The organism is Pseudomonas putida, assembly GCF_001976065.1.
GTDB lineage: Bacteria > Pseudomonadota > Gammaproteobacteria > Pseudomonadales > Pseudomonadaceae > Aquipseudomonas > Aquipseudomonas serbica.
In genome coordinates this window covers 629,873-650,556 of the sequence record NZ_MNAH01000001.1, presented here as the reverse complement: position 1 = coordinate 650,556, position 20,684 = coordinate 629,873, and the positions used below count along the sequence as shown (strand labels likewise).

Here is a 20,684-nt window from a genome sequence, read left to right as displayed (position 1 = left end):
ACAGGAATGAATTGAATGCGGATGCCAGCCTTTCTGGGTGTGTTTGCACTGTCTTGCATGTTGGTGCAGACAGCCATTGGTGCTGAGCCAACTGACAAAGTTGTGCGAATCGCACAGATTGTTATCGACCCGGCCCAACTGGACGCTTATCACGCTGCTGTCAAAGAAGAGATGGCCGATTCAGTACGCCTCGAACCGGGTGTGATATCGATCTATTGTGTTGCCGAAAAAGACCATCCGAATCGACTTCATTTCTTCGAGGTTTACGCGAGTGAGACGGCTTATCGTAGCCACATTGCGTCTGCTCATTTCCAGAAGTACGTAGCCACGACAAAGAACATGATTTTGTCCAGGGAGCTAATCGAGACCCAACCGGTACAGCTTAGCGCCAAGGCGCCCTGATGTCGGTCAGTGCTCGACTTTCCGGGGAGTCTAGAGAGCCAGCCTCGGTAGCGAACCTGTATTACGCCCAGCCTCTTTTGGCTGTCTTGTACGTCACCAGCATCTTTCTAGGCGGGTCGCTGGGTGCCTCTCTTGCGAGCCTCGGTTGGGCGCACGCTGAATATGGTCATCCGTATGTGCACTGGGGCTAGTGCTGTCGTTGATAGCGCTTGGAGCCCATCGACTGGGACAACGTCGGAATTAATCAGTCGAGTATTAGTTGGAGCAATGAATAGATGAATCTCGCAAAGGTCGTTACTGCAACACTGGCGGGGCTGGCACTTTTCTCGACTGGCAGTAGTCTCCTGTATTCAGCGCAAGCCGCAGCTGTACTGCCCCATGCCTATTATGTGGCGGAATTCGAGGTAACCGATCCCGAGGGTATACAGCCTTACAGCACCCATGTTGAATCGACATTCAAATCTTATGGTGGCCACTTCATCGTGCGCGGGGGTAAGACCATCTCATTGGAGGGAGACGCCCCGAAACGTCGGCGCGTGGTTATCGAATTCGATAGCGTTGAGAAAGCACAAGCCTGGTACAACTCTCCTGAGTACACGGAGCTGAGAAAGATACGTCAAAGATCTGCGAAGGCAGACGTCTACTTGATCGAGGGGGTGGTTGAGAAATAGCAGGCCATTTGATGAATTTCATGCATTGGTACAACTTATCGTAGACGGCTAATGTGCGCTGCTGCCCTAAAAAATGACCTTCCATTCTTCCGCATCTGCGTTTGGAAGGTTCTTATGAGTAACAACCCTGCGGGATGGACGGTCAAGGGTGTGTGCTCATTGATTGTCGATCTTCAGCTCGGGTCGGTAGCACTCGCTGACGCGACCCACATTGGATCTTTCGGCCATCCAGAGCAGGGGTTGAAAGCAAATAGAAGGTCAAGCAGAGTGCAACTTTGCGGGCTATCAGATGCTAAAGCAGCCGTTTCCGGCGCGATTTGGTCCCTTACCGCACATCACGAACGTCTACTCTTGGCCGGTTTCTGTCTGTCCCCACCGGCCGCTTTAGGATCGATTACTGCCCATCGTGACAGGCAGAAATCGGCCGATTCTGTTGAAAAAGTCGGTTCTTCCAGACCGCCCACATACTGTCCGCTGAAAATGCGTTCTTTGCGCGCTGCTACGCGAAATCTGAGCCCGAAATCCTCTGCTGAAAGTAAAGATTTCAATCTCAAGCGCGTACTTTTCTACCGTGGAAACGATGGCCGACTTTTTCAACAGAATCGGCCAAAAGCAGCCGGTGGACGGAGCGATAGCAAATGAGTAGCTATGCTTGGTCTACTGCCGGAACTGATTGAGCAGATTATTATCCACCAAGCCCGTGAAGGCGTTATTACCCCACTTGGGGTCAAATTAGAGTCAGGCTCAAAGAGGAGTCCGCCATGACCTTAGTCGATCGCCTCAGGTATTTGCGTGTCGTTCTGGTTTTGGCTGGCCTCGCGTGCCTTGCTCTCTACCCACTTATGTTGTTCTGGCCGTCCGGCTGGGCCTGGCACGTCGGTCACTCGGACTACCCGATGATGATCGTTGGCATCTACGCCACACTTGGCGTGTTCTTGATCCTGGCCGCACGTGATCCATTAGCCAATCTGAGCCTGATCTGGTTCACCGTGTGGTCCAGCGCCGTACACGGAGCAATCATGGCCGTCCAGACGGTCACCCAGCCGGGGCAAATGGGGCACTTGGCAGGTGACGTGCCGGCGCTCTTCATCGTGACGGTTGCCTTGGCCATCTTGACGCCCCGCTCGCAATTGGCCGCTCGGCCCGGGACACACAATCGGGCCTGAGAACAGGCATGAAACGACTTTCATCCCGGGTATGCTCACTTGCAAGGCCAGCGCGTCAACGTTAAGGTCTGCGTCATGACTACGCCACGCATCGAATCGACCACAACCTTCACGACCGCCACAGGCGGGTCGTGGGAGGTTGCGTGAGTTAAAACAACGCATAACCCCGAAGACCCGCCAGTAATGGACCGGGTCTTTTTTTTGCCCCGGATTTATTGGCACAAACGTAAGGAAACGCACATGTTTGCACTACTGATTCTCGACATGCAGGTAGGGCTCGTTCACGGCCCGGACAGGCCCTGGGGCCGTGAAGCGCTTCTCGATACATTGAACAGGCTGATCAGAAACGCACGGGAGGCCGGCGCCCCCATCTTTCTCGCCCGCCACCTGGGTCCGGCCGGATCTCCTATTGAGCCGGGCAGTCCGCTCACCGAGCTTGTCCCAGAGTTGCAGCTAATGGGTGACGAAGTAATTTTTGAGAAAAATCGTCCCAACGCCTTTGTGGCGACCGGGTTGGCCGGTCAGCTACGCGAACGCGGCTGTGAAGGCATCGTCGTGACAGGCATGAAAACTCAATACTGCGTAGACAGCACTTGCCGTGCTGCCCGCGATTTGGGCTTCGATGCTGTACTCATCGCCGATGGGCATACCTGCTCTGATACTCCAACGCTTAAAGCAGAGGCCATCATTGCCCACCACAATGCAACTTTGGCGGGGCCATTCTGCCGAGTCGTTCAGGCTAAGGAATGGAGTTTTTAGGACACTCCCCTGATCGACCCCAGCCAAGGGTCGATCAGGCCGCTTGGGTGCTGACGCGACGGCTGATATCTTTCCCGCGCACCAGATCGCGTCCGATCGACGCTGAGCCCATCAAGGAAGATAAAAACAATGAAAATACTATTCATCGCTTCGCTAGGAATTTTATCGCTGACTCAAACTTCACTGGCCTTCGCGGATAATGCCAATGGAAAAAATCTCTATCTACAGCGATGCAGCATGTGCCACGGAACAGATCTCAAGGCAACAGGACCACTGGCCAATAAAAGCAATCCGCCTACGCCTGATCTGACAACGTCCGCTTTCAAAAAGCGATTGAATGATTATCCGGGCGTGATTGTCTCTTCGATAATACTTCGCCCAAATGGCGACTTAATTCCAAGAACCTTGCGTGAGAATGGTGTAAAGCTATCACCGCACTCATGGAGCGTTAAGGATCTGCGCGATTTGAATCAATACATGGGTGGTGTGATTTCACAAAAACGATGATCTTTAAAGTGCCTGGTCCTGACGCCAGCGCTTGACTCTGTCCCTTGGGGCAACCCCTACCCTGCCTTGTCCATATCAGGTTCCGCCGTCAGCGGATAAGGCAATCCATGAATACATTATCGCTGGTCACCGGTGCCAATGGGCATCTGGGCAACACCCTGATCCGGGCACTGCTCGCCCGGGAGCAACAGGTGCGCGCCGGGGTCCGTGACCCGCAGAGAAGCGCAGCCCTGAACGGGCTCGACTGCCAGGTGGTACGCGCCGAACTGCAGGACCCTGACTCCCTGCGCCAAGCCATGCAGGGGGTGGACGTGCTGTATCAAGTAGCGGCAGTGTTCAAGCACTGGGCGAGGAACCCGCAGGCCGAGATCGTCGACGTCAACGTACAAGGCACGCGCAATGTACTGCGGGCCGCGGCAGATGCTGGGGTCCGGCGCGTGGTCTATGTGAGCTCCGTGGCAGCGGTGGGACACAACGGCCAGCGCCTGGATGAAAGCAGCTGGAACAACGACCAGGACAACCCGTACTACCGCTCGAAAATCCTCTCTGAACGCGCGGCCTGGGAAACCGCCCAGGCCTGTGACCTGCCGATGGTCGCGGTGTTGCCCTCGGCAATCATCGGCCCTCATGCCACGCGGCTGCTGACCGACACGATGGGATTTCTTGCCGCCGTGCTGGCGCGCAAGCTGGTGCTGGACCCAAACTTTCATTTCAACTTTGTCGATGTGCGCGACGTGGCCGATGGTCTGATCTGCGCCGCTGAACAAGGCCGTCCCGGCCAGCGCTACCTACTGGCCAATCAGCGGGCCTCATCACTGGCTGAGGTGATCGAGGCGCTCAACACGTTATGCCCCGGCTATCGCCTGCCGCGCCGCGCACCCAAAACCTTGCTGTTGCTGATCGCCTGGCTGCAGGAACAGCGGGCACGCTACACCGGCCAGCCAGCCGAGCTGCTGCTCAGCCAGGTGCGGATGTTTTATGGAGTGCGCCAGGTCTACTGCATCGACAAGGCCATCAAAGAACTGGGCTACCAGCCGCGCTCGCCGCAGGACGCTCTCAAGCAGGCGTTTGCGCACCTGTTGGCGCGCTGATACCAGGCCCGGCGCCAGGCACTGGCGTGGAGGCGAATTGCTGGTTGATATGTTGTTGCAACAGAGTCAGTTGCCGCTCCCGATCCTGCAAGGCCAGGATCTGCGCTTGCAGTTCCAGGCGCTTGACCTCGATGCCCTGATTGGCCAGCGCCAGGGGAAACGGTGCCTTGTGTTGCTTGGCCGCCAGCAGCTCGCTCATCTCCCCCAGTTTAAACCCCACCGCCTGGGCCGTGCGGATCATCTGCACCAGCGTCAGATGATGGGCCGTGTACAACCGATAACTGCCACGGCGCTGCGGGCTCAGCAGGCCCATCTGCTCATACAAACGAATGGCTTTGGCAGTGCACCCCGACAACCTAGCCAGTTCACCTATGTACATGTGACGCTCCTTCCTGATCCAGCTGCGGCCTGCAGTTTACTGGCTGTGGCTGGAAGTTGTCCTGGTTCACGCGGTGTTCATGCGGAGTCGGTCAGGGGCACCGAGACAGGCAGAAAACGGCCAGGAGCGGACTCTATAATTTGAGTCTCGAACCTTTCTGGTCTCTGCATTTTTAGGGAGGCAAATGATTTGGATGGCAACTCTCTGAAACCCTGCTTAGCTTGATCGTGATATCTCCAGGGAGGGTTCGCATGTCCAGAATTTTCGCCACTTTACTCATGTTCACTCTAGGTACGAATGCTTGCCTTGCCAGCGAAGGGGATGACCAAGCCAACTCGTTCGCCAAAATTTACGCATCGCTTTGTATGAAGAACCTTCCAAATCTGGGAGCACTCCGAGAAAAGCTCAGGCCAATCCCTAGCCTTCCTCCCGAAAAGGCGGCGCTGTTTCTGGCAGGTGATCCTGGCGACGCTTGGCCTGTTCCAGACAAGTTCGGAACGTTTGTGTTAGCGCTTCCTAGCGGCAAGAATTTTTGCGCCTTGCATGTCCGCAGGGCAAGTACGGAGACCGCTATCAAGCTGTTCACTGGAATGGTCGCAAATCCGCCCCCTCCGTTTACCTCAACGCTGGTAAAAAACGAGCAAACGCAATCACCCTCAAATGGACAAACTCAAACCCTTTCCTACGAATGGTCAGTTCCAAGCGCGACACGGAAAATGTTGTTTACCATCACCACCACCGCATCTGAATCCGCACAACTTCAAGTGCTTGGCTCAGCAGCAATCATCAGCCAATAGAAGCAACCACTGCGTGCAAAGGATTGCACCGCAACGACAAGCAGCAGTCATCCATTTTTAGCCAATGCTGACCGGCAGCTTCACGCCCTGAGGAAGTCAGTCAACCTAAATCGAGGTTCTTCAGGAGCGGTGAACCGCGCTTCCTCAAGGCATTCAAATAGGTCGTTTCATCGTAGAGCGTCCTGGTCTGCCAGCACCGATATAGAATCCGAATCCACTTAAACGCGAGTGCGCGTACAGCAGCTTGATAGGTGCTCCCTTTGGCGCGTTGCTGCCGGTAGAAAGCCCCAGCCCAAAAGGATTTATTGATGGTCTGCCCCGCCCATTCCACGAAGGTCTGACGAAGAAATGTTGGACATTGCCAGCGCCAATGCACCCAGCTCTTCTTACCGCTCCGTTCCGTCACCGGGGCAATGCCAGAGTATTTTTGCAACTCGTCCGCGCCATGGAAACGCTCACGTTGCTCTCCGAAGGCTGCGAGTAAACGTGGCGCTAGATGCGGGCCTGCGCCCGGCAAGCCACGAAACAATGCGTAATCCGGTAGTGCAGAAGCGACCCGCTCGATTTCCTTATCGAAGCGATCGATCACCGTGAGGACGGTGCGTAGTTGCTCCACCAACGCGAGGGCGTGTAAGCGGCAAGGCTCGATAATGCCGGCATCTTCTGTGAGCGCAGATGCCGCACGAATTGACGCCAAACGCGCCTCGATCAATGTGGCGCGACGCCCGTTGTGGGCATAAAAGAACGCCTCAAGCGTGGCTTTACGCGCCCGTTTGGCTGACAGGAGTGTCGGCCAGCGAGTGAGGAAATCGCAAAACAACAGAGTTGTCTCGCTGCTCGAACCATTCCAGTGCCTGCGGGTAATATTGCTTGAGGGTGTTGCATAAACGGTTGGTAAAACGCGTCTTGTCATTGACCAGATCCCGGCGCTGTTCGATCAGGCTAAGCAGCGAACGCATGGCCACACTCTGCGGCCTGAGCGCGGTGAACCGTTCAGGATGGCGAAGCAGTAGATCGAGTGCTAACTCCGCATCGGTGGGATCATCCTTGGCGCGACTCGGCTTGAACGCCACGCGATATTTGGCAAGCGTCGAGGGATTGATCGGGAACAGCACGAAAAAGTCATACTTCAGCAGAGCCGACACAATAGGCCCTTTGGCCAACTCCAGAGCTACAGCGATAGGGCCACCGAAGCGCAGGTGCAATGCCTTGGCCCACTCATCAATGCGATCAACCTGGTGCGGAATACAGTCGAACTGACGATGATTGTCATCCCCAGCCTGTAGGCAAATATCATGTTTGGTATCTGCCCAATCAATGCCGACATAGGCTGTGAAGTGCTGACTCAAGGACGCTGTCACGTGAACCTCCGCAAGCGATAAAATATCTGCTAGGGACATGCATGCTTGCGTTCAGCGAAGGCAATATAGTGAGCCGGTGCGACGGCGAACCCTGAGTATTCGTTATCGAGCGCAAGCGCACCTGTAGACTCGGAACTAAAGCTGCAAACGTCATGCGTTTGGGTCGTTTTATTCGTAGTCTACAGGTGCATGTTCCACCCTCGCTGACAGCTACCTGCCAACCGTTACCAGTATCGATGAAAGTGGGACGGACTATCTATACTGGGTCGTTTGCACTCCTTCGCGACAGGCAACAACTGGCCGCTAGTCGTCACTCATCAATGGTGACTAACACCCCCCTCTCACCACCGCAGCTGCAATCGTTCTGGAACGCCAAGCAAAAGCCAACACCATCAGCAGCCCCAGACCCGCCACTGCCGCTCCGGCCAGGGAAATCGCCGGATAACCCAGACCCGTATTGATCACCGCTCCACCCAGCGCCGCACCAATCGCGTTGCCCAAGTTGAAGGCACCGATGTTCACCGCCGAGGCCAGATTGGGCGCGTCCTTGGCAGCCTCCATGACGCGCATCTGTAGCGGCGGCACCAGGGCGAAGCTGGCGATACCCCATATCAGGATGGCAACGGCGGCCGGCAGCGGCCAACGCATCAGCACGGTGAACGCCAGCAAGACGAGAATCAGCACACTCAGCGAAACGATCAGGGTGCGATCTATCGAGCGGTCGGCGGCCTTGCCGCCCCACATGTTGCCCAGCGTCAACCCCACACCGAACAGCACCAGCATGGCGGTGATGTAAGCGGTGGACGCGTGGGTCTCGCTACTGAGGATTGGCGCAATGTAGGTGAAGACGGTAAACATTGCGCTCGATCCGACCACGGTCAGGGCCAATGCGCCCAGCACCGGACCACGCCCCAGTACCCGAATTTCGGCCATTACACCGACGCTTTGCGGTGTCTTCAGGTTAGGCAGGGCGAACCACAATGCGGCCATGGTCATCACGCCGAGGCCGGTAATTCCCCAGAAAGCGGTGCGCCAACCGAACAGTTCACCAAACCAGGCGGCCAGCGGCACACCGCCGATGGTCGCCAGGGTCAGGCCCATGAACATCGCCGCAACCGCCCCGGCACGTTTCTCTGGGGCGACCACGCTGGCGGCGACGATGGAGCCAACGCCAAAAAATGCACCATGGTTCAGTGAGGTCACCACCCTGGCGACCATGAGGCTGTAGTAATCGGTGGCCAGGGCTGACATCAGATTACCCAGGGTGAAAATCGCCATGAGCCCGATCAGCAGATAGCGCCGGGGAATCCTGCCGGTGGTCAGGGTCATCAGCGGTGCGCCGAGCAATACGCCCAGCGCATAAGCACTGACCAGCAAACCTGCGGCGGGAATGGAAACGCCCAGATCCGCAGCGATACTCGGCAACATGCCCATGGGGGCGAATTCTGTTACGCCGATGCCAAAGGCACCGATGGCGAGCGCGACAAGTGGTGGATTGATACGCATGGAAGGCTCCTTATCTATGCCGCTAATGCTACGATCCAGTCTTTTCAGCCGGTAGATAGCATTTTTGGCAATCACCTTTGCGCAGGAGGCACAAGTGGATTTCAACGGCAGGTCAGGTGAGATGAGCGTGTTCACCACCGTGGCGCAGGAAGGCAGCCTGTCGGCCGCCGCGCGTGCACTGGGCCTGACACCCTCGGCAGTCAGTCGGATCATCGCGCGTACTGAGCAACGTCTTGGCACCCGCCTGCTGTTGCGCACCACCCGAACGATTACGTTCACTGCCGAGGGCGAAGCATTCCTGCGCGGCGCCCGGCGTATCCTGGCCGACATGGACGAGGTCGAAGAAGCCATCGCCGACCAGGGCGTACCCAGAGGGCGATTGCGGGTCAGTGCCGCCCTTGGCCATGGGCGGCTGGCCATCGTTCCCTTGGTTGCAGCATTCAGCGCCCGTTACCCGAACATCGTCGTCGACCTCACCCTCGGCGACGAAGTGGTCGACATTCTCGGCGGCCAGGCCGACGTCGCAGTCCGCTTTGGTTATCTGCCCGACAGCCCGCTGACCGCGCGCAGGATCGGCGACACCGGCCAGGTAGTGGTGGCCTCGCCCGAGTATCTGCAGCGCCACGGCATCCCCCAGGAACCGGAAGACCTGCTACAGCACAACTGCCTGCGCTTCAACTTCCGGCGTGCCGAACCCAACTGGCCGTTCATCCGCGATGGAAAGGAGTTTTCCCTGAAGGTCAGCGGCAACATCGAATGCAGCAGTGGTGAAGCGCTGGCACAACTCGCGCGAGTAGGTGCCGGCATTGCGCGTATCGGCGAGTTCAGCGTGAGCGAGGATCTGCAGCGCGGTGACCTGATACCGCTGCTGGAAGCCTGGAACCCCGGCGACCAGGAGCCGATTCATGCGGTGTTCGTAGGTGGCTCGGCAATGCCGGCCCGGGTGCGGTTGTTCGTGGACTTCTTGTTGGAACATCACCGCATGTAAGCGGTGGCGTCACTTGATCATTGCGGGTGCTCGTGATGCTGTACGCATCAAGCAGGTAGTGAACAGCCCATCGTTGGGCGCGCTATCAGTGGGTGGTCTGCCTGACTGGAACACAGCGTTCGCAATACATCAGGGGCCTTCATCCTCGCCAGTAACGCCACATCCCTTTACGATCAGGGGATCACACGCAAGGAGCCACCAGAATGAGTTGCCTGATTCGAAACGCAACGAACGCAGATGCCCTGGCAATCAGTCGGATCATCATTGGCACCCTTCGCGAGTCCAATGCCCTGGACTATTCATCCGCAATCATCGATCAAGTGGCGTTAAGTTTTTCTCCATCGGCGATCCTTGATTTCTTGACCCGGCGTCAGGTGCTTGTAGCAACAACCGACAGTCATATCGTTGCAACAGCCAGTCTTGATCAGGACGTCGTCCGAAGCGTGTTTGTCGACCCAACCTGGCAAGGGAAAGGCATCGGAAGACAGTTGATGGCGATGATTCAATCGATCGCCATAAAAGATGGCGTCAGCCTCCTGCGTGTCCCCTCTTCAATCACTGCGCAAGGTTTTTACGCTGCGCTTGGCTTCAAGAAAATCCGCGACGAATTTCACCAATCCGAGCGCACCATCATCATGGCGAAGACATTGGAGCACTAGCCCGGATCCAGTACTTTAATCAGGCCAACAGAACGGAAGCTGTCATGGAAAATAACGCAGGCAAGCGAGTGGTCGTCATCGGGGCAGGCATTGTGGGCGCGTCCCTGGCGTATCACCTGGCTGGTAAAGGCGCGAAGGTCACCCTGGTCGAGGCTGAAGGTATCGCGTCCGGCGTAACCGCAAGCTCATTCGCATGGATCAACACCTCCCATGGAGGTCCCGATGTGATTGCGCCATTGCGTGGCGCCGCTATCCAGGAATATCACCGCCTGCAAACCGAGCTGCCGGATCTGAACATACAATGGACAGGCTCGCTGTCCTACAGCGCGAACCTGGATGAAATGCTGCAAGCCCCAGGCAACACGCCGTCGGCAAGCCTGGTCTCTCGCCCGCGGATCCTCGCTCTTGAGCCGAACCTCAAGCATCCGCCTGAGCATGCCTTGCACGCAGCCGAAGAAGGCGCGCTGGACGCCGTGCAAGCCACTCACGCCTTGATCGCAGGCGCCTGCAAGCATGGCGCGAAAGTTTTTACCCATACGCGGGTGCTTGGCTTTTCAATTCAGAACGCCAGGGTGACGGGCGTCGAAACCTCAACGGGCATCATCGAGGCTGATGTTGTCGTGCTGGCTGCGGGAACAGGCATTCCTAAGCTGGCCGAGAAGTTGAACATGTTCCTGCCGATAGAGGCCTCTGCGGCCATATTCATTCGCTACAAGACCCAACCCGATCTGGTGAGGAGCATCATCTCCAGCCCGCAGATGGAAGTCAGGCAAAGCCCCGATGGGGCGTTGCTGGCGGCGGAAGATTATCTGGGAGACGCCCTGCAAAACCAGCCCTTGGAAATAGCCCTACGAACTGCCCGGGCCATCCAGGACGAACTGCATGGGATGACTTCCATTGAACCGGAGTTGGCTTGTGTCGGACTCAGGCCAATACCTGTCGATGGCATCCCCATCATCGGCTATCTGCCCGATATTGGCGCAGTGTACGTTTGCGCAATGCATCCTGGCGTCACGCTGGCGGCGATCGTGGGCCGACTTGCCAGCGAGGAAATAGTCGACGACAAGGTATCCCCTGCCCTTGAATCCTGTCGTCCCGAGCGATTCAGCAAATCGCGGATAAAAGCTGCTGCTCAAGGTGCGTGCGCAACCTTTACGGGTGCTGCGCGTCGCTGACACGCACCTTGACGGGCTGGCCCGGCTGCTGCGCATGAGCGGCTTCGACACCTTCTACGACAATGCCTTCGAAGATGGCGAGATCGCCGAGATCGCCGAGATCGCTGTGCAGCATGGACCCATCGTGCTGACGCGCGACCGCGAATTGTTCGAGCGCCTCGACCTGGCGCGTTGTGCGCGACCCTTCAGCCTGTGCCTTCACTGCAACCTGCCGCTGCACGAGATCAGCCCGGAACGGGCTCGGCCACGGGTGCCGCCACGCATTGCGGCCCTCCATTCGCACTTCCTGCCTGTTGCTACGCGACCCTGACAGTAACGAAGTTATTGGTGGGCTGTACGGCAAGGTCTCCTATCGATGGCTGCTCATCGATCTTGTCAGCGTTCCCGAGTCAATGCGTGGCCAGGGTATCGGAGAACGGCTAATGCGCATGGCCGAAGAAATCGCGCAGAAAAAGAACTGCACGGGTATCTGGTTGGAGACCTTCAGCTTTCAGGCCCCCGGCTTCTATCAAAAACTTGGCTACTGCGAATTCGGACGCCTGGCAGACTATCCACCGGGGCATACCCGGCTCTATTACCAGAAGTCGTTGTGCTGACTGCTATTTGAGTCCGGCCCGATGGCTGCTTCGTGGTATGCAGCAATCGGCCGGGAGCTAGTTCCCGGCGCCAAACAGCGTGAACGCCTTGGACAAATGCTTGCTGAAGGCGATCACACTAACGGCGCGGCAAACGCTTACGCGCTCAGCGTATCGATCACTCGCCGGACCTGATTCAGCAGATGATCGACATCCTCGGCAGTGGTCGCGAACGAGGTGACAAAGCGCACGATGTTTGGTCCCCAGCGATCATGATAGAACCCGAACCCGGCCTTCAGCAGGGCTTCGATGATTGCCGAATCCAGCTTGCAAAACAGGATGTTGGCCTCGGCGCCGGCCATGACTTCAACGCCTCGCAGACCCGCCAGCCCACGTGCCAGGCGCTGGGCGGCTGTGTTGGCCTGGCGTGCGTTACGTAGCCAGAGGTCGTCGGTGAGGTACGCATCGATCTGCGCCGACAGAAAACGCATCTTGGAGAGCAGATGGCCGGAGCGCTTGCGGCGAAAGCTCATCTCGGTGGCGAGCGTTGGGTTGAACAGGACGATTGCTTCGGCGGCCAGCGCACCATTCTTGGTAGCCCCGAACGACAAGGCATCCACCCCGGCTTTCCACGTCATCTGCGCGGGGGAGCAGTCCAGGGCAACCAACGCGTTGGCAAACCGGGAACCGTCCATGTGGAATCCCAGGGCGCTTGCCTTACACACCTCACCGATGGCGGCGATTTCGTCCAGGTTGTAGAGGCTGCCGACTTCAGTGGCCTGGGTAATGCTGACGCAGGCAGGTTGGGTGGTGTGCACGTCACCGACCTTTTCACCTGTCCGTTCGCGCAGGCGGGTTACATCCAGCTTGGCCGAGGGGCCGTCGATGGTCATCAGCTTTGCGCCGTTGGAAAAGAACTCCGGGGCGCCGCATTCATCGTTGTTGATATGGCTGGCGGGATGGCAATAGATGTTGCCCCAGGGTGGCGTCATCGCACTCAGGCACAGGCTGTTGGCGGCGGTGCCGGTAGGGACGAGAAAGACCTCCACGTCGCGCTCGAATATCTCGCTGAGCTTGAGCTTGACCTGCAGGGAGAGTTCGTCCGCGCCATACGCACTCGCCTGGCCGGTGCTGTGCCTGATCATGGCCTGCGCCACTTCCGGCGAAGCTCCCGCGATGTTGTCGCTGGCAAAACTCAATGCGGGCGGTTGGTTTGATTCAGCGTTCATCTACCTGTCCTCGGCTGCACGGGCGAAGAAGAGTCGTCCGGTTTTGCGCATCCTAGGGTGAGGGACGGTACCCAGGCTTGTAAAAAATTGCCGGCCGGTGAAATGTCGACACTCAATGTCTGTAGCGTGAAGGCGCGACGCCGAATGCGTGTCGAAACGCACGATTGAAGTGGCTTTGATCGTAGAACCCGACCGCATGGGCGACATCGATGATCGGCAGTTCGCTGCGCGACAGCAGGCCACAGGCTTGTTCAAGACGCAGTCGCAGCAGCCATGCGTGCGGTGTCATGCCGATGGTCCGTTTGAACTGCTTGAGGAACGAAAACCGGCCCAGCCCGCAAAGACCGGCGAGGTCATCCAGGGTAATACGCTGATCGATGTGACTGAAACAATAGTCCCTGAGGCGTGACCATTGCAGGGCCGAGAGCGCTCCAGAAATCACCTCGGGCACGATCACCCGCGACTGACGCAACAGACACTCGACAAGGGTCAGCCATTGCGCCTGCACCGCGAGACCGCCAGGGCCGATGGCCTGCTGCATGGCCTCGTGCAAGCCGCGCAGGTGGCCGGCAAGCCCGGTGTTTTCGAGCAACATGCCGGCCAGCTCCAGCTCACTGGGCCGACCACTGATGTCCTCTGCGAGGGTCGCGACCAGCGCCTGGGACAAACGGAATGTCTTGAGCGTGTAGGCGCCGCCGCCTTCGGCCACTCCGTCGTGGATTTCGCCCGGCGGCATCAGGGCAATATTGCCCGGCCCCAGCAGAAACGACTCGCCTTTGGATCGATGACGCTGGATGCCTTCGGTCACGAAGCCAACGTGGAAGTCGAGGTGGTAATGGCGATCGAAACCGGCATCCGTCAGGCGCGCCGAGCCCAGCACGAGGCCGGGCACTTCACTAACGTGGTGGTAACTTGCGTGCTCAGTCATGGAACTCCTACCAGGATCGGCGGCGAGGAAGGCCAACACATTCCAGATCTGCGCAAGATATGGATCTACAGGTTGTCAGCTAGTAACTGCCGCGAAGCACTGCTTATGGATGCCCGGAAGGTTACCCATTAGCTGTACTGCTGACCACTCAACAGCAAGCGGCGTTCTTATGCTAGTGGTAACGGGTACAGTACTTCCTGATGCCACTTGGCCAAAAACTCTCTCCAAGAGACTTGCAGATGATGCCTTAGGGTCAGCTGTTCGAAAACATTTTCAAACGGGGGTTACTTTTCTCATCGACGTTACAAAGGGCAATGATGTCGCACAGACATTGGTGGTATTTACTTAATGTTCAAATGCTCAGATGCCGCCAGATCCTCTTCGACGAAGCGCAGCATCGCCTCCGCCAGCGCCTCGCGCGGATAGGCATTCTGTGTCACCAATAGAGAACCCAGGGTCGAATGCGTTCGGGCGATCGGCACTGCCAGGGCCCAATGATCGGCGTTGATATAGCCCATCAGGCGGCTACCAGGGACTATCTGATCGTAGAAGATCACCTGGCTGTCGTTGCGCGCATCGATGCTCGCCAGCTTGTTGTAACTCGATTTCAGTATGGCCGAGATGTGATCCGGCTGCGGAAAGGTAACGAGCGAATAGTAGTTCAGTTCGGACGGCAGCCGGTGCTGCGCCAGCCAGTTCTTGCGCGTTGCCGGTCGCAGGCTGTCGATCGCGCCACCGTCGCCCGAATCGCAGGTCGCACCGGGAAAGTGTCGCAACAGGTCCGCCTGGTACTGCTCGGCATCGTTGGCCAGTGCCGAGCCGCCGACCGAGCCGGCTGCGCTGACCACTGCCGCTACGCGGCCGCGGATTTCCGGGTAATTGACCATCGCTTCGAGAATGTCGGGCGCGCCCTTCGAATAACCGATCAGGACGAGGCGCGGCGGTCCGGCTTCGGCTGGCATCGCCATGATCGCGTCGCGTATTTGCCGAGCGTTCTTTGCGGAACTCGATAAGGCGTCGACCTTCATCTGCACCAGGTCATAGCCGAACTGACGCAGATGAATCCCTACGCTGCCGGGCGCTTGCAGCCATTGCTCGAAGCATTCGTAGCCGACGCCGGCCACCACAGCGCCGATCAGACGGCGTTTCGATTGACCGAGTTCGACGGGTTTGCCAGTGCCAGCAGGTTCGCTGCCGACGCGTGTCAGTGCCTCCTCGCAAGGGCGGCTATCGGGAATCTCGCTTCCTCGCGTATTGAGGATCGAGCAAAAAATCTCGCGAAAGCGCCCCCGCTTGTCCTGCACGCCGGCCTGCGACGCAGGGACCAGCACCAGCGGCGGTGTGTCCGGCGAGTAGGCCATCAGCGGCGCGGGTGCGCAGGCGGTGAGTGCATGGCAGCCAGCGATCATCAGCCATGCCATGCCAGCGCTGCGCAGCAACGGGTGGACACCGCGCAAACAGCCGGCCGAGTCATCCTGCCGGCCGAACAGGTTACTTGCGGGCATCGTCGATCTCCTTGCGTGCAGGCGATTGGCGCCAGTCCAGATACGGTTCCCAATCGAGCATCTGCACCTGCGACAGGCTGAGCGGCCGCGTCGCAAAGAACATGACCGCACGCAGACCGTCGCTGAAGTAATGGGCTCCGCTGAACGTCGTTCGCGGTTGTGCCTGGGATACGGGACCGACGCCGGTGACGAACCCGAGCTTGTCCAGGCCGGCCGAATACATCATGTCCTGGATCAGGAAATTCCTCGCCTCATCGACGTCTTCATGCAAGACAAGGTTTTGCGCCTCGCGCGGTGCAAAGCGTCCGCCGGTAGGTCGTGCGACCTGCGCGAGATAGACGGAGTGACCGTCGAAGCGCATTGGCGTGATCCACACACGCACCCAGGTCGCCGGCGCTCCGGCTTGCGATTGCTTGCGCACCACGGCATCGGGCATGCGGCCGAATGCACGCTCCAGCGCATCCGCGGGGTGCGTGGAACGCCGGTAGCCGCGACGCACAAAGGCGGTGGCGATATCGGCGAACTCGCCGACGAGAATCGCATTGAACGGATCGCCGTTCGCCCCGCCGTTCGCGTCAGCGGCGCAGCAGGGAAGGCGCTCCAGCGCGGCACGCAACGCGGCCAGATCGTCATAGTCCTTGATCTCGGAACCGTGAGGCTGGAACAAGCCTTCGGCAAACCATTTTTCCCCGGCATCGTCCGGCACCCGCAAGAAGAGAGAGAACGGGATCAGCGTCTTTCTCTGCAGCAGATCGATATTCAGCAGCCGCGTAGCGCGCTCCGGGTTGATGAACAGCAAGCCCGCTTTCGTTTCGCCTGGCAGGACGGGATTCTTGAACCCGAGTTGGTCCAGGTGTGCATTGATGCGCGCGTTTGCTGCCGGGGCGAATATCCCGTGCATGGACCAGGCGACTTCGAGTGGCGAGAAATAATCGGGATCGGTTCCCGGCCGCAGCAACATGAGCGGCTCGGCAGTCCGGTTCTGAACTTCGACCCACACGGGCTGCACGCGCGTCTTGTCCAACTCGACCCCCAGCATTTGCCGCCTGTCTTCGGCACTGAGCACGGCGGCGCTGACGCGTATCTCGTGACGGGTGGCCGTCTGCGCACGTTCTCGCAATCCGGAGGTACTGAAATCGGCAGGCGCCTGCCAGGTCGAACAAGCAACGACGAGCGCAAGAGTCGCTGCACAACTCAGGGTGCACAAGCAGCGTATTGCACATCGCAGAGTACCCCTGGCGCGAGGCGCGAATGGCAAGCGGCTCATGGCTTGACCCGCCCCGGTGGTTGTCCGCCATTCTCGTAGATGCCCTGTGATAGAAAGAATTCGATTTGCGCCAGGGAGGTGTGCGTCTGATCGAATACCAGGACACAGCGCAACCCATCCGTATAGTAAGGATCGGTCGTCAGGTTCTCGCGCGGCGCGCTCTGGGGCGCGGCCCCTACCCCCTTCACAAAACCGAATTTGGCCAGCGTCACCGAATACGCCATATCCTGTGTCAGCGCACTGCGCGCTTCGTCGACGTCAGGGTCGATCTTGTGCGTGGTCAGCGTCGCGGTATGCACGGTCATCCGGCTGCCGATATCACGGCTGATCTGTCCGACCCACACCTGCTTGCCGTGGTATTGCATCGGACTCAGCCACAGCCTCAGGTGATTGCGCTGGTGGACGTTGTCACGCGCCTTCTGCAAGGCAAGGTCCTGAGCCCGCCCGAACAGATAGAGATCGCTCACCGGCGCATAGGGATAGCGCTCGCCGGAAAGCGCCGAATTGACCACCTTCATGATCGACCCCGACCACTTCTCCTCGGTCCCACGCCAGCCGCGACGTGCGAATGCGGGAAAGGCATCATCGAGCCCGCCGACGACCACGAGGTTCAGCGGATCGCCGTTCCTGGAACCCTCCTCGTTGGTGACGCAGCACGGCAGAGCCTCCAGCGCCGCCTGGAAGCTGGCGTCATCCGTGTAGTTCACAATGTCCTGGGGCGGATAGATGCCCTGCCTGAACACTTCACTGATGTGGTAATCGGTGCGCAGGCCCGGAACGATGGCCAGGACAGAGAAATGCCTCGACCGCCCGTCTGCCACCAGATCGAGGTTAACGAACTTGAACCCCTCGTCGAGATTGGTTAACACGAAGCCCGAGGTTGTCGCGCCAGGTGCGACAGGGTTGCGAAAGGCCAGCCGACGAAAGTGCCGGTCGAGCGCGGTCCGCTCGTCCTGCGGGGCCCCTGAGAAAAATGCTTCGGCCGCCTCGGATGCGGGGAAGAAATTTGGATCGAGGCCCGGCGAAAGCAGATAGTAGGCGCGGTCTTCCTGATTTTTGACTTCGACCCAGACCGGCTGTATCGATCTATTCGCCAGAGGCACGCCGTAGACCGCCTCGCTTTCGGCGGCCGAGAGTACGGCGGTCGACACGCGCAAGCCACCATCGCTACGTGTCACGGCGCTGCTCTTGTAGTCAAGGCTCGCCGTCGGCGGAGGCTGAGAGGCGCAGCCAGCGAGCGCCGCTGCGACGGCCGTTGCTGAGAGAACGTGTCTCACCATGCGATGCATCGCGCAACCTCATCAACTGAGCTTTACCAATCGTCGCTGGCGCGCCTAGGTAATCCGTAGCTACTACGGACATTGGTTTCTACGTCGCAGCTTTTCATCAGGAACCGCCCCGGGAATTGCGCTGGCTTTTTGGGGTGGGTTTCGCCCGCCATGGAAGAATAGTCGAACTATCGATAGCAGGCCGCTTCGGCTTCTGCAGGTGATTCGTCGCCGATGGCTCCAGCGCCGTCGATGGTTGCCCTTTCCCGCTCCGCCCCTCTCGGCACGCTGCTGCCGGGCACCGCTGAGACCTCCCAGTGCCAATGCAAGAAACTCCCGACAGTATTTAGGACGTTTTCACACAGCCTGGGTCGATTTCTGACTTTCGTAACCGTCAGCTTTGTGTCGGTTGCTGTCCATCGTAACAGGCGGCAATCGGCCAGAAGCAGTCAGTCCGGAAGGCGGGTATCAAGCCAGGAATGGAAAAAAGATATCGCCTCAAATCCAGAACCATTGGCTTCGTGTTCATAAGACAAACGATAAATCTAGATACCTGGCATGGCATTTTACGATGCCTGATAGCGAAGTATGCGATTGGCGCTGCCAATACGAGGGTCGCTAAGGTATCTCGCAATGCGTTATCGCTCGCAACAGCAGCGCACAGATAAAAACAAAAGCGAGATATTCCAAGATGAATGAATCCAACGTCAGTGCACCGACCAGCTTAGGCATCAAAGGCAAGCGCGTGGCTGTAATCGGCGCCGGTCCTGGCGGTATCGCTGCGGGTGTGGCGTTGCACCAGGCAGGTTTTTCGGTGAAGGTCTTCGAGCGTCATCCCGAACTGCGACCTCTGGGTGGCGCAATTATTCTTAATGCCACCGGCATCGTCATCCTGCGCGGTTTGGGTGTACAGGTGGATGATATTTTTGCTGCTGGCCTTCCAGAGTTTCGCCGTTACGATGGACGAGTAAGGGTCAACTTTGACATTGATATGGACTTGTTGAAACAGGCCGGCGTAACCGGTTGGCAATCCGGAATGATGCGTTCCGAACTTTATGAGCGTCTGCTTGCGGCGGCCCCGGCAGACATGGTCGTACCCAACCACACCTTCAGCCATTACGAGGAACATGCCGAGGGCGTGACTGTTCACTTTGCAGAAGGACGGACTTACGACGCGGATCTTGTGATTGGCGCTGACGGTGTACAGTCAAAAGTGCGCGAGCAGTTGTGGGGAGCCTCAGAACTCAAGCACCTTGGCATCGCAGTCTGGCTGGGCTGGTGCGAACTTCAGGGGCCTGAGCGCAAAAAAATCGTCATCCAGCACAACCACGCCTATCAGATGGGCTACGCACCGCTTCGATACAAGGACAAGGACTGCTTTGAATGGTGGTTCGTCGAAAAATGCGAAGAGAACCAGGTTGAGCCGACAGATCCTGCTGCCTACGTACGTGAACGCATTAACGGATTTTCCTACCCTGTGCCGCAGATCCTTGAGGCTACGGATACCTCGCATAATCTGTTTCGCTGGGTAGTGAAGTATCGAGATCCACTCAAGCAATGGTCAAATGGGCGCGTGACAATCATGGGCGATGCCGCTCATCCGACGTCTCCTTACGCTGCGTACGGTGCCGGAATGGCAATTGAAGACGGTTATTTCCTTGCGAAGTATCTGCGAGGCCGCGACCTCAGCGACCCCAAGGCGCTGGAGATCGGGCTGCGACGGTATGACGACCAACGCGTTAACTACACCAATCAGACTACGGCGTTCGCTCGGTTCCTTGGGCGTCTTTATCACGGTGTGCCAGCTCCTTTGAATCGTCTGCGTGATCTTTTCCTTGATCACTCCAGCTTGCCAGAGAAGCTAATCAGCAAAGGCGTCACCAGCGAGGCGCAAGCGCTTTTGCGTGCGGTACTCAATCCTGTTGATTGAAAATGCTGAAGCAATTGCACCTTTCAACTCGCGCATAGGTAATTGCCGTGAACTGGCATACCCATGCGCGAGTTTTCCGAATGATGTTTACCTCGGGCTGCTGCTTCGAGCATGACTGGCAGCTATGGGTCGATTGTCGCCCTTTGGGATGGGCAACAATCGGCCAGAAGCGGACGTTGGTGGCCGGCATTTACCGGCCAAAAGCAATCACCCAGTCATTAAGGCAATTTAGACAAAATCAGCTTGGTCCGACTATTGGGCAGCAAATCTACAAGTATCCCCTAGCTTTGACTAAGCTCTTACCTGATGCGATTACATGGAGAGAATCTACTCGATCTTCCCAAGCGTGGAGAATTCGATGATCAAGCATTTGAGTCCTATATTTGTACTTGCCGCTACCATCTGTCTTGGTGGTGCGTCCTGTCACGACCAAAAAGAAGAGGATAATTTGCAAAACAAGCAAAGGATGGAGGGCAGCCCAGCTCGCACGGGAATGGGAATTATACCCCGACAACAAATTC

19 protein-coding genes and 3 pseudogenes are annotated in these 20,684 nt (G+C 58.0%); 14 read left to right on the top strand and 8 right to left on the bottom strand.

From position 1 onward, the window contains the following. The first annotated feature begins 15 nt into the window (after nt 1-15). From BKX96_RS03000 to BKX96_RS02970, 7 genes are all read left to right on the top strand, one after another. Nucleotides 16-402, top strand: a complete 387-nt coding sequence (locus BKX96_RS03000; RefSeq protein ID WP_077182655.1) for a putative quinol monooxygenase — start codon at nt 16-18, stop codon at nt 400-402. A 275-nt stretch (nt 403-677) separates the two neighbouring features. Then, a complete protein-coding gene (locus tag BKX96_RS02995) occupies nt 678-1,073 on the top strand; it encodes a DUF1330 domain-containing protein (protein WP_077182654.1) in 396 nt (131 codons plus the stop codon). Nucleotides 1,074-1,187: 114 nt separating this feature from the next. Next, nucleotides 1,188-1,715 (top strand): hypothetical protein, encoded by a 528-nt coding sequence (locus tag BKX96_RS32765; RefSeq protein WP_179092120.1) that lies wholly within the window; start codon nt 1,188-1,190, stop codon nt 1,713-1,715. Between the two features lie 119 nt (nt 1,716-1,834). After that, a complete protein-coding gene (locus tag BKX96_RS02985; RefSeq protein WP_077182653.1) occupies nt 1,835-2,239 on the top strand; it encodes a DUF6632 domain-containing protein in 405 nt (134 codons plus the stop codon). A gap of 240 nt (nt 2,240-2,479) precedes the next feature. Beyond that, complete coding sequence (locus BKX96_RS02980; protein WP_077182652.1) at nt 2,480-2,998, top strand: cysteine hydrolase family protein; 519 nt, start codon at nt 2,480-2,482, stop codon at nt 2,996-2,998. Between the two features lie 129 nt (nt 2,999-3,127). Continuing rightward, nucleotides 3,128-3,505, top strand: a complete 378-nt coding sequence (locus BKX96_RS02975) for a c-type cytochrome (protein ID WP_077182651.1) — start codon at nt 3,128-3,130, stop codon at nt 3,503-3,505. Between the two features lie 107 nt (nt 3,506-3,612). After that, complete coding sequence (locus tag BKX96_RS02970) at nt 3,613-4,596, top strand: NAD-dependent epimerase/dehydratase family protein (RefSeq protein ID WP_179092119.1); 984 nt, start codon at nt 3,613-3,615, stop codon at nt 4,594-4,596. Here the strand turns inward: BKX96_RS02970 and BKX96_RS02965 are convergent. Then, the gene (locus BKX96_RS02965; RefSeq protein ID WP_077182650.1) at nt 4,562-4,975 is read right to left on the bottom strand and encodes a MerR family transcriptional regulator; all 414 of its coding nucleotides are present in this window, start codon (nt 4,973-4,975) and stop codon (nt 4,562-4,564) included. The genes BKX96_RS02970 and BKX96_RS02965 overlap by 35 nt on opposite strands. A gap of 251 nt (nt 4,976-5,226) precedes the next feature. Between BKX96_RS02965 and BKX96_RS02960 the strand changes: the two genes are divergently transcribed. Then, nucleotides 5,227-5,772, top strand: a complete 546-nt coding sequence (locus tag BKX96_RS02960; protein WP_077182649.1) for an NMCC_0638 family (lipo)protein — start codon at nt 5,227-5,229, stop codon at nt 5,770-5,772. A gap of 100 nt (nt 5,773-5,872) precedes the next feature. On the opposite strand, the pseudogene BKX96_RS02955 reads toward BKX96_RS02960, so the two are convergent. Further along, nucleotides 5,873-7,172: pseudogene (locus BKX96_RS02955) on the bottom strand (IS110 family RNA-guided transposase). 288 nt (nt 7,173-7,460) lie between these two features. Then, on the bottom strand, nt 7,461-8,639 hold the full coding sequence (locus BKX96_RS02950) for an MFS transporter (RefSeq protein WP_077182648.1): 1,179 nt from the start codon (nt 8,637-8,639) through the stop codon (nt 7,461-7,463). A gap of 94 nt (nt 8,640-8,733) precedes the next feature. Here BKX96_RS02950 and BKX96_RS02945 point away from each other — a divergent pair, with 94 nt between their 5' ends. The 5 genes and pseudogenes from BKX96_RS02945 to BKX96_RS02925 form a co-directional block, all read left to right on the top strand. Continuing rightward, complete coding sequence (locus BKX96_RS02945; RefSeq protein WP_046815182.1) at nt 8,734-9,627, top strand: LysR substrate-binding domain-containing protein; 894 nt, start codon at nt 8,734-8,736, stop codon at nt 9,625-9,627. Between the two features lie 203 nt (nt 9,628-9,830). Next, nucleotides 9,831-10,286: a GNAT family N-acetyltransferase gene (locus BKX96_RS02940; RefSeq protein WP_077182647.1), complete on the top strand. Its 456-nt coding sequence runs from the start codon at nt 9,831-9,833 to the stop codon at nt 10,284-10,286. A 5-nt stretch (nt 10,287-10,291) separates the two neighbouring features. After that, nucleotides 10,292-11,461, top strand: coding sequence for an NAD(P)/FAD-dependent oxidoreductase (locus BKX96_RS02935; protein ID WP_410454517.1), 1,170 nt, complete (start codon nt 10,292-10,294; stop codon nt 11,459-11,461). Continuing rightward, a pseudogene (locus BKX96_RS02930) lies at nt 11,415-11,750 on the top strand (Mut7-C RNAse domain-containing protein); the annotation flags it as partial. The gene BKX96_RS02935 and the pseudogene BKX96_RS02930, both read left to right, overlap by 47 nt. Continuing rightward, nucleotides 11,743-12,057, top strand: a pseudogene (locus tag BKX96_RS02925) (GNAT family N-acetyltransferase); the annotation flags it as partial. The pseudogenes BKX96_RS02930 and BKX96_RS02925, both read left to right, overlap by 8 nt. Nucleotides 12,058-12,194: 137 nt before the next feature. Here BKX96_RS02925 and BKX96_RS02920 read toward each other — a convergent pair. From BKX96_RS02920 to BKX96_RS02900, 5 genes are all read right to left on the bottom strand, one after another. Beyond that, on the bottom strand, nt 12,195-13,265 hold the full coding sequence (locus BKX96_RS02920) for a threonine aldolase family protein (RefSeq protein WP_077182643.1): 1,071 nt from the start codon (nt 13,263-13,265) through the stop codon (nt 12,195-12,197). A 112-nt stretch (nt 13,266-13,377) separates the two neighbouring features. Further along, nucleotides 13,378-14,193, bottom strand: a complete 816-nt coding sequence (locus tag BKX96_RS02915; protein ID WP_077182642.1) for a helix-turn-helix transcriptional regulator — start codon at nt 14,191-14,193, stop codon at nt 13,378-13,380. A 341-nt stretch (nt 14,194-14,534) separates the two neighbouring features. Next, nucleotides 14,535-15,698: a lipase family protein gene (locus BKX96_RS02910; RefSeq protein WP_077182641.1), complete on the bottom strand. Its 1,164-nt coding sequence runs from the start codon at nt 15,696-15,698 to the stop codon at nt 14,535-14,537. Then, entirely contained in the window at nt 15,685-16,722 is a 1,038-nt protein-coding gene (locus tag BKX96_RS02905; RefSeq protein ID WP_218639271.1) for an LssY C-terminal domain-containing protein, read from the bottom strand. Before BKX96_RS02905 ends, BKX96_RS02910 begins: the two co-directional genes overlap by 14 nt. Nucleotides 16,723-16,961: 239 nt before the next feature. Then, entirely contained in the window at nt 16,962-18,143 is a 1,182-nt protein-coding gene (locus BKX96_RS02900; protein WP_218586520.1) for an LssY C-terminal domain-containing protein, read from the bottom strand. A 781-nt stretch (nt 18,144-18,924) separates the two neighbouring features. Between BKX96_RS02900 and BKX96_RS02895 the strand changes: the two genes are divergently transcribed. Beyond that, the gene (locus BKX96_RS02895; RefSeq protein ID WP_077182639.1) at nt 18,925-20,163 is read left to right on the top strand and encodes an FAD-dependent oxidoreductase; all 1,239 of its coding nucleotides are present in this window, start codon (nt 18,925-18,927) and stop codon (nt 20,161-20,163) included. Nucleotides 20,164-20,684: the final 521 nt, after the last annotated feature.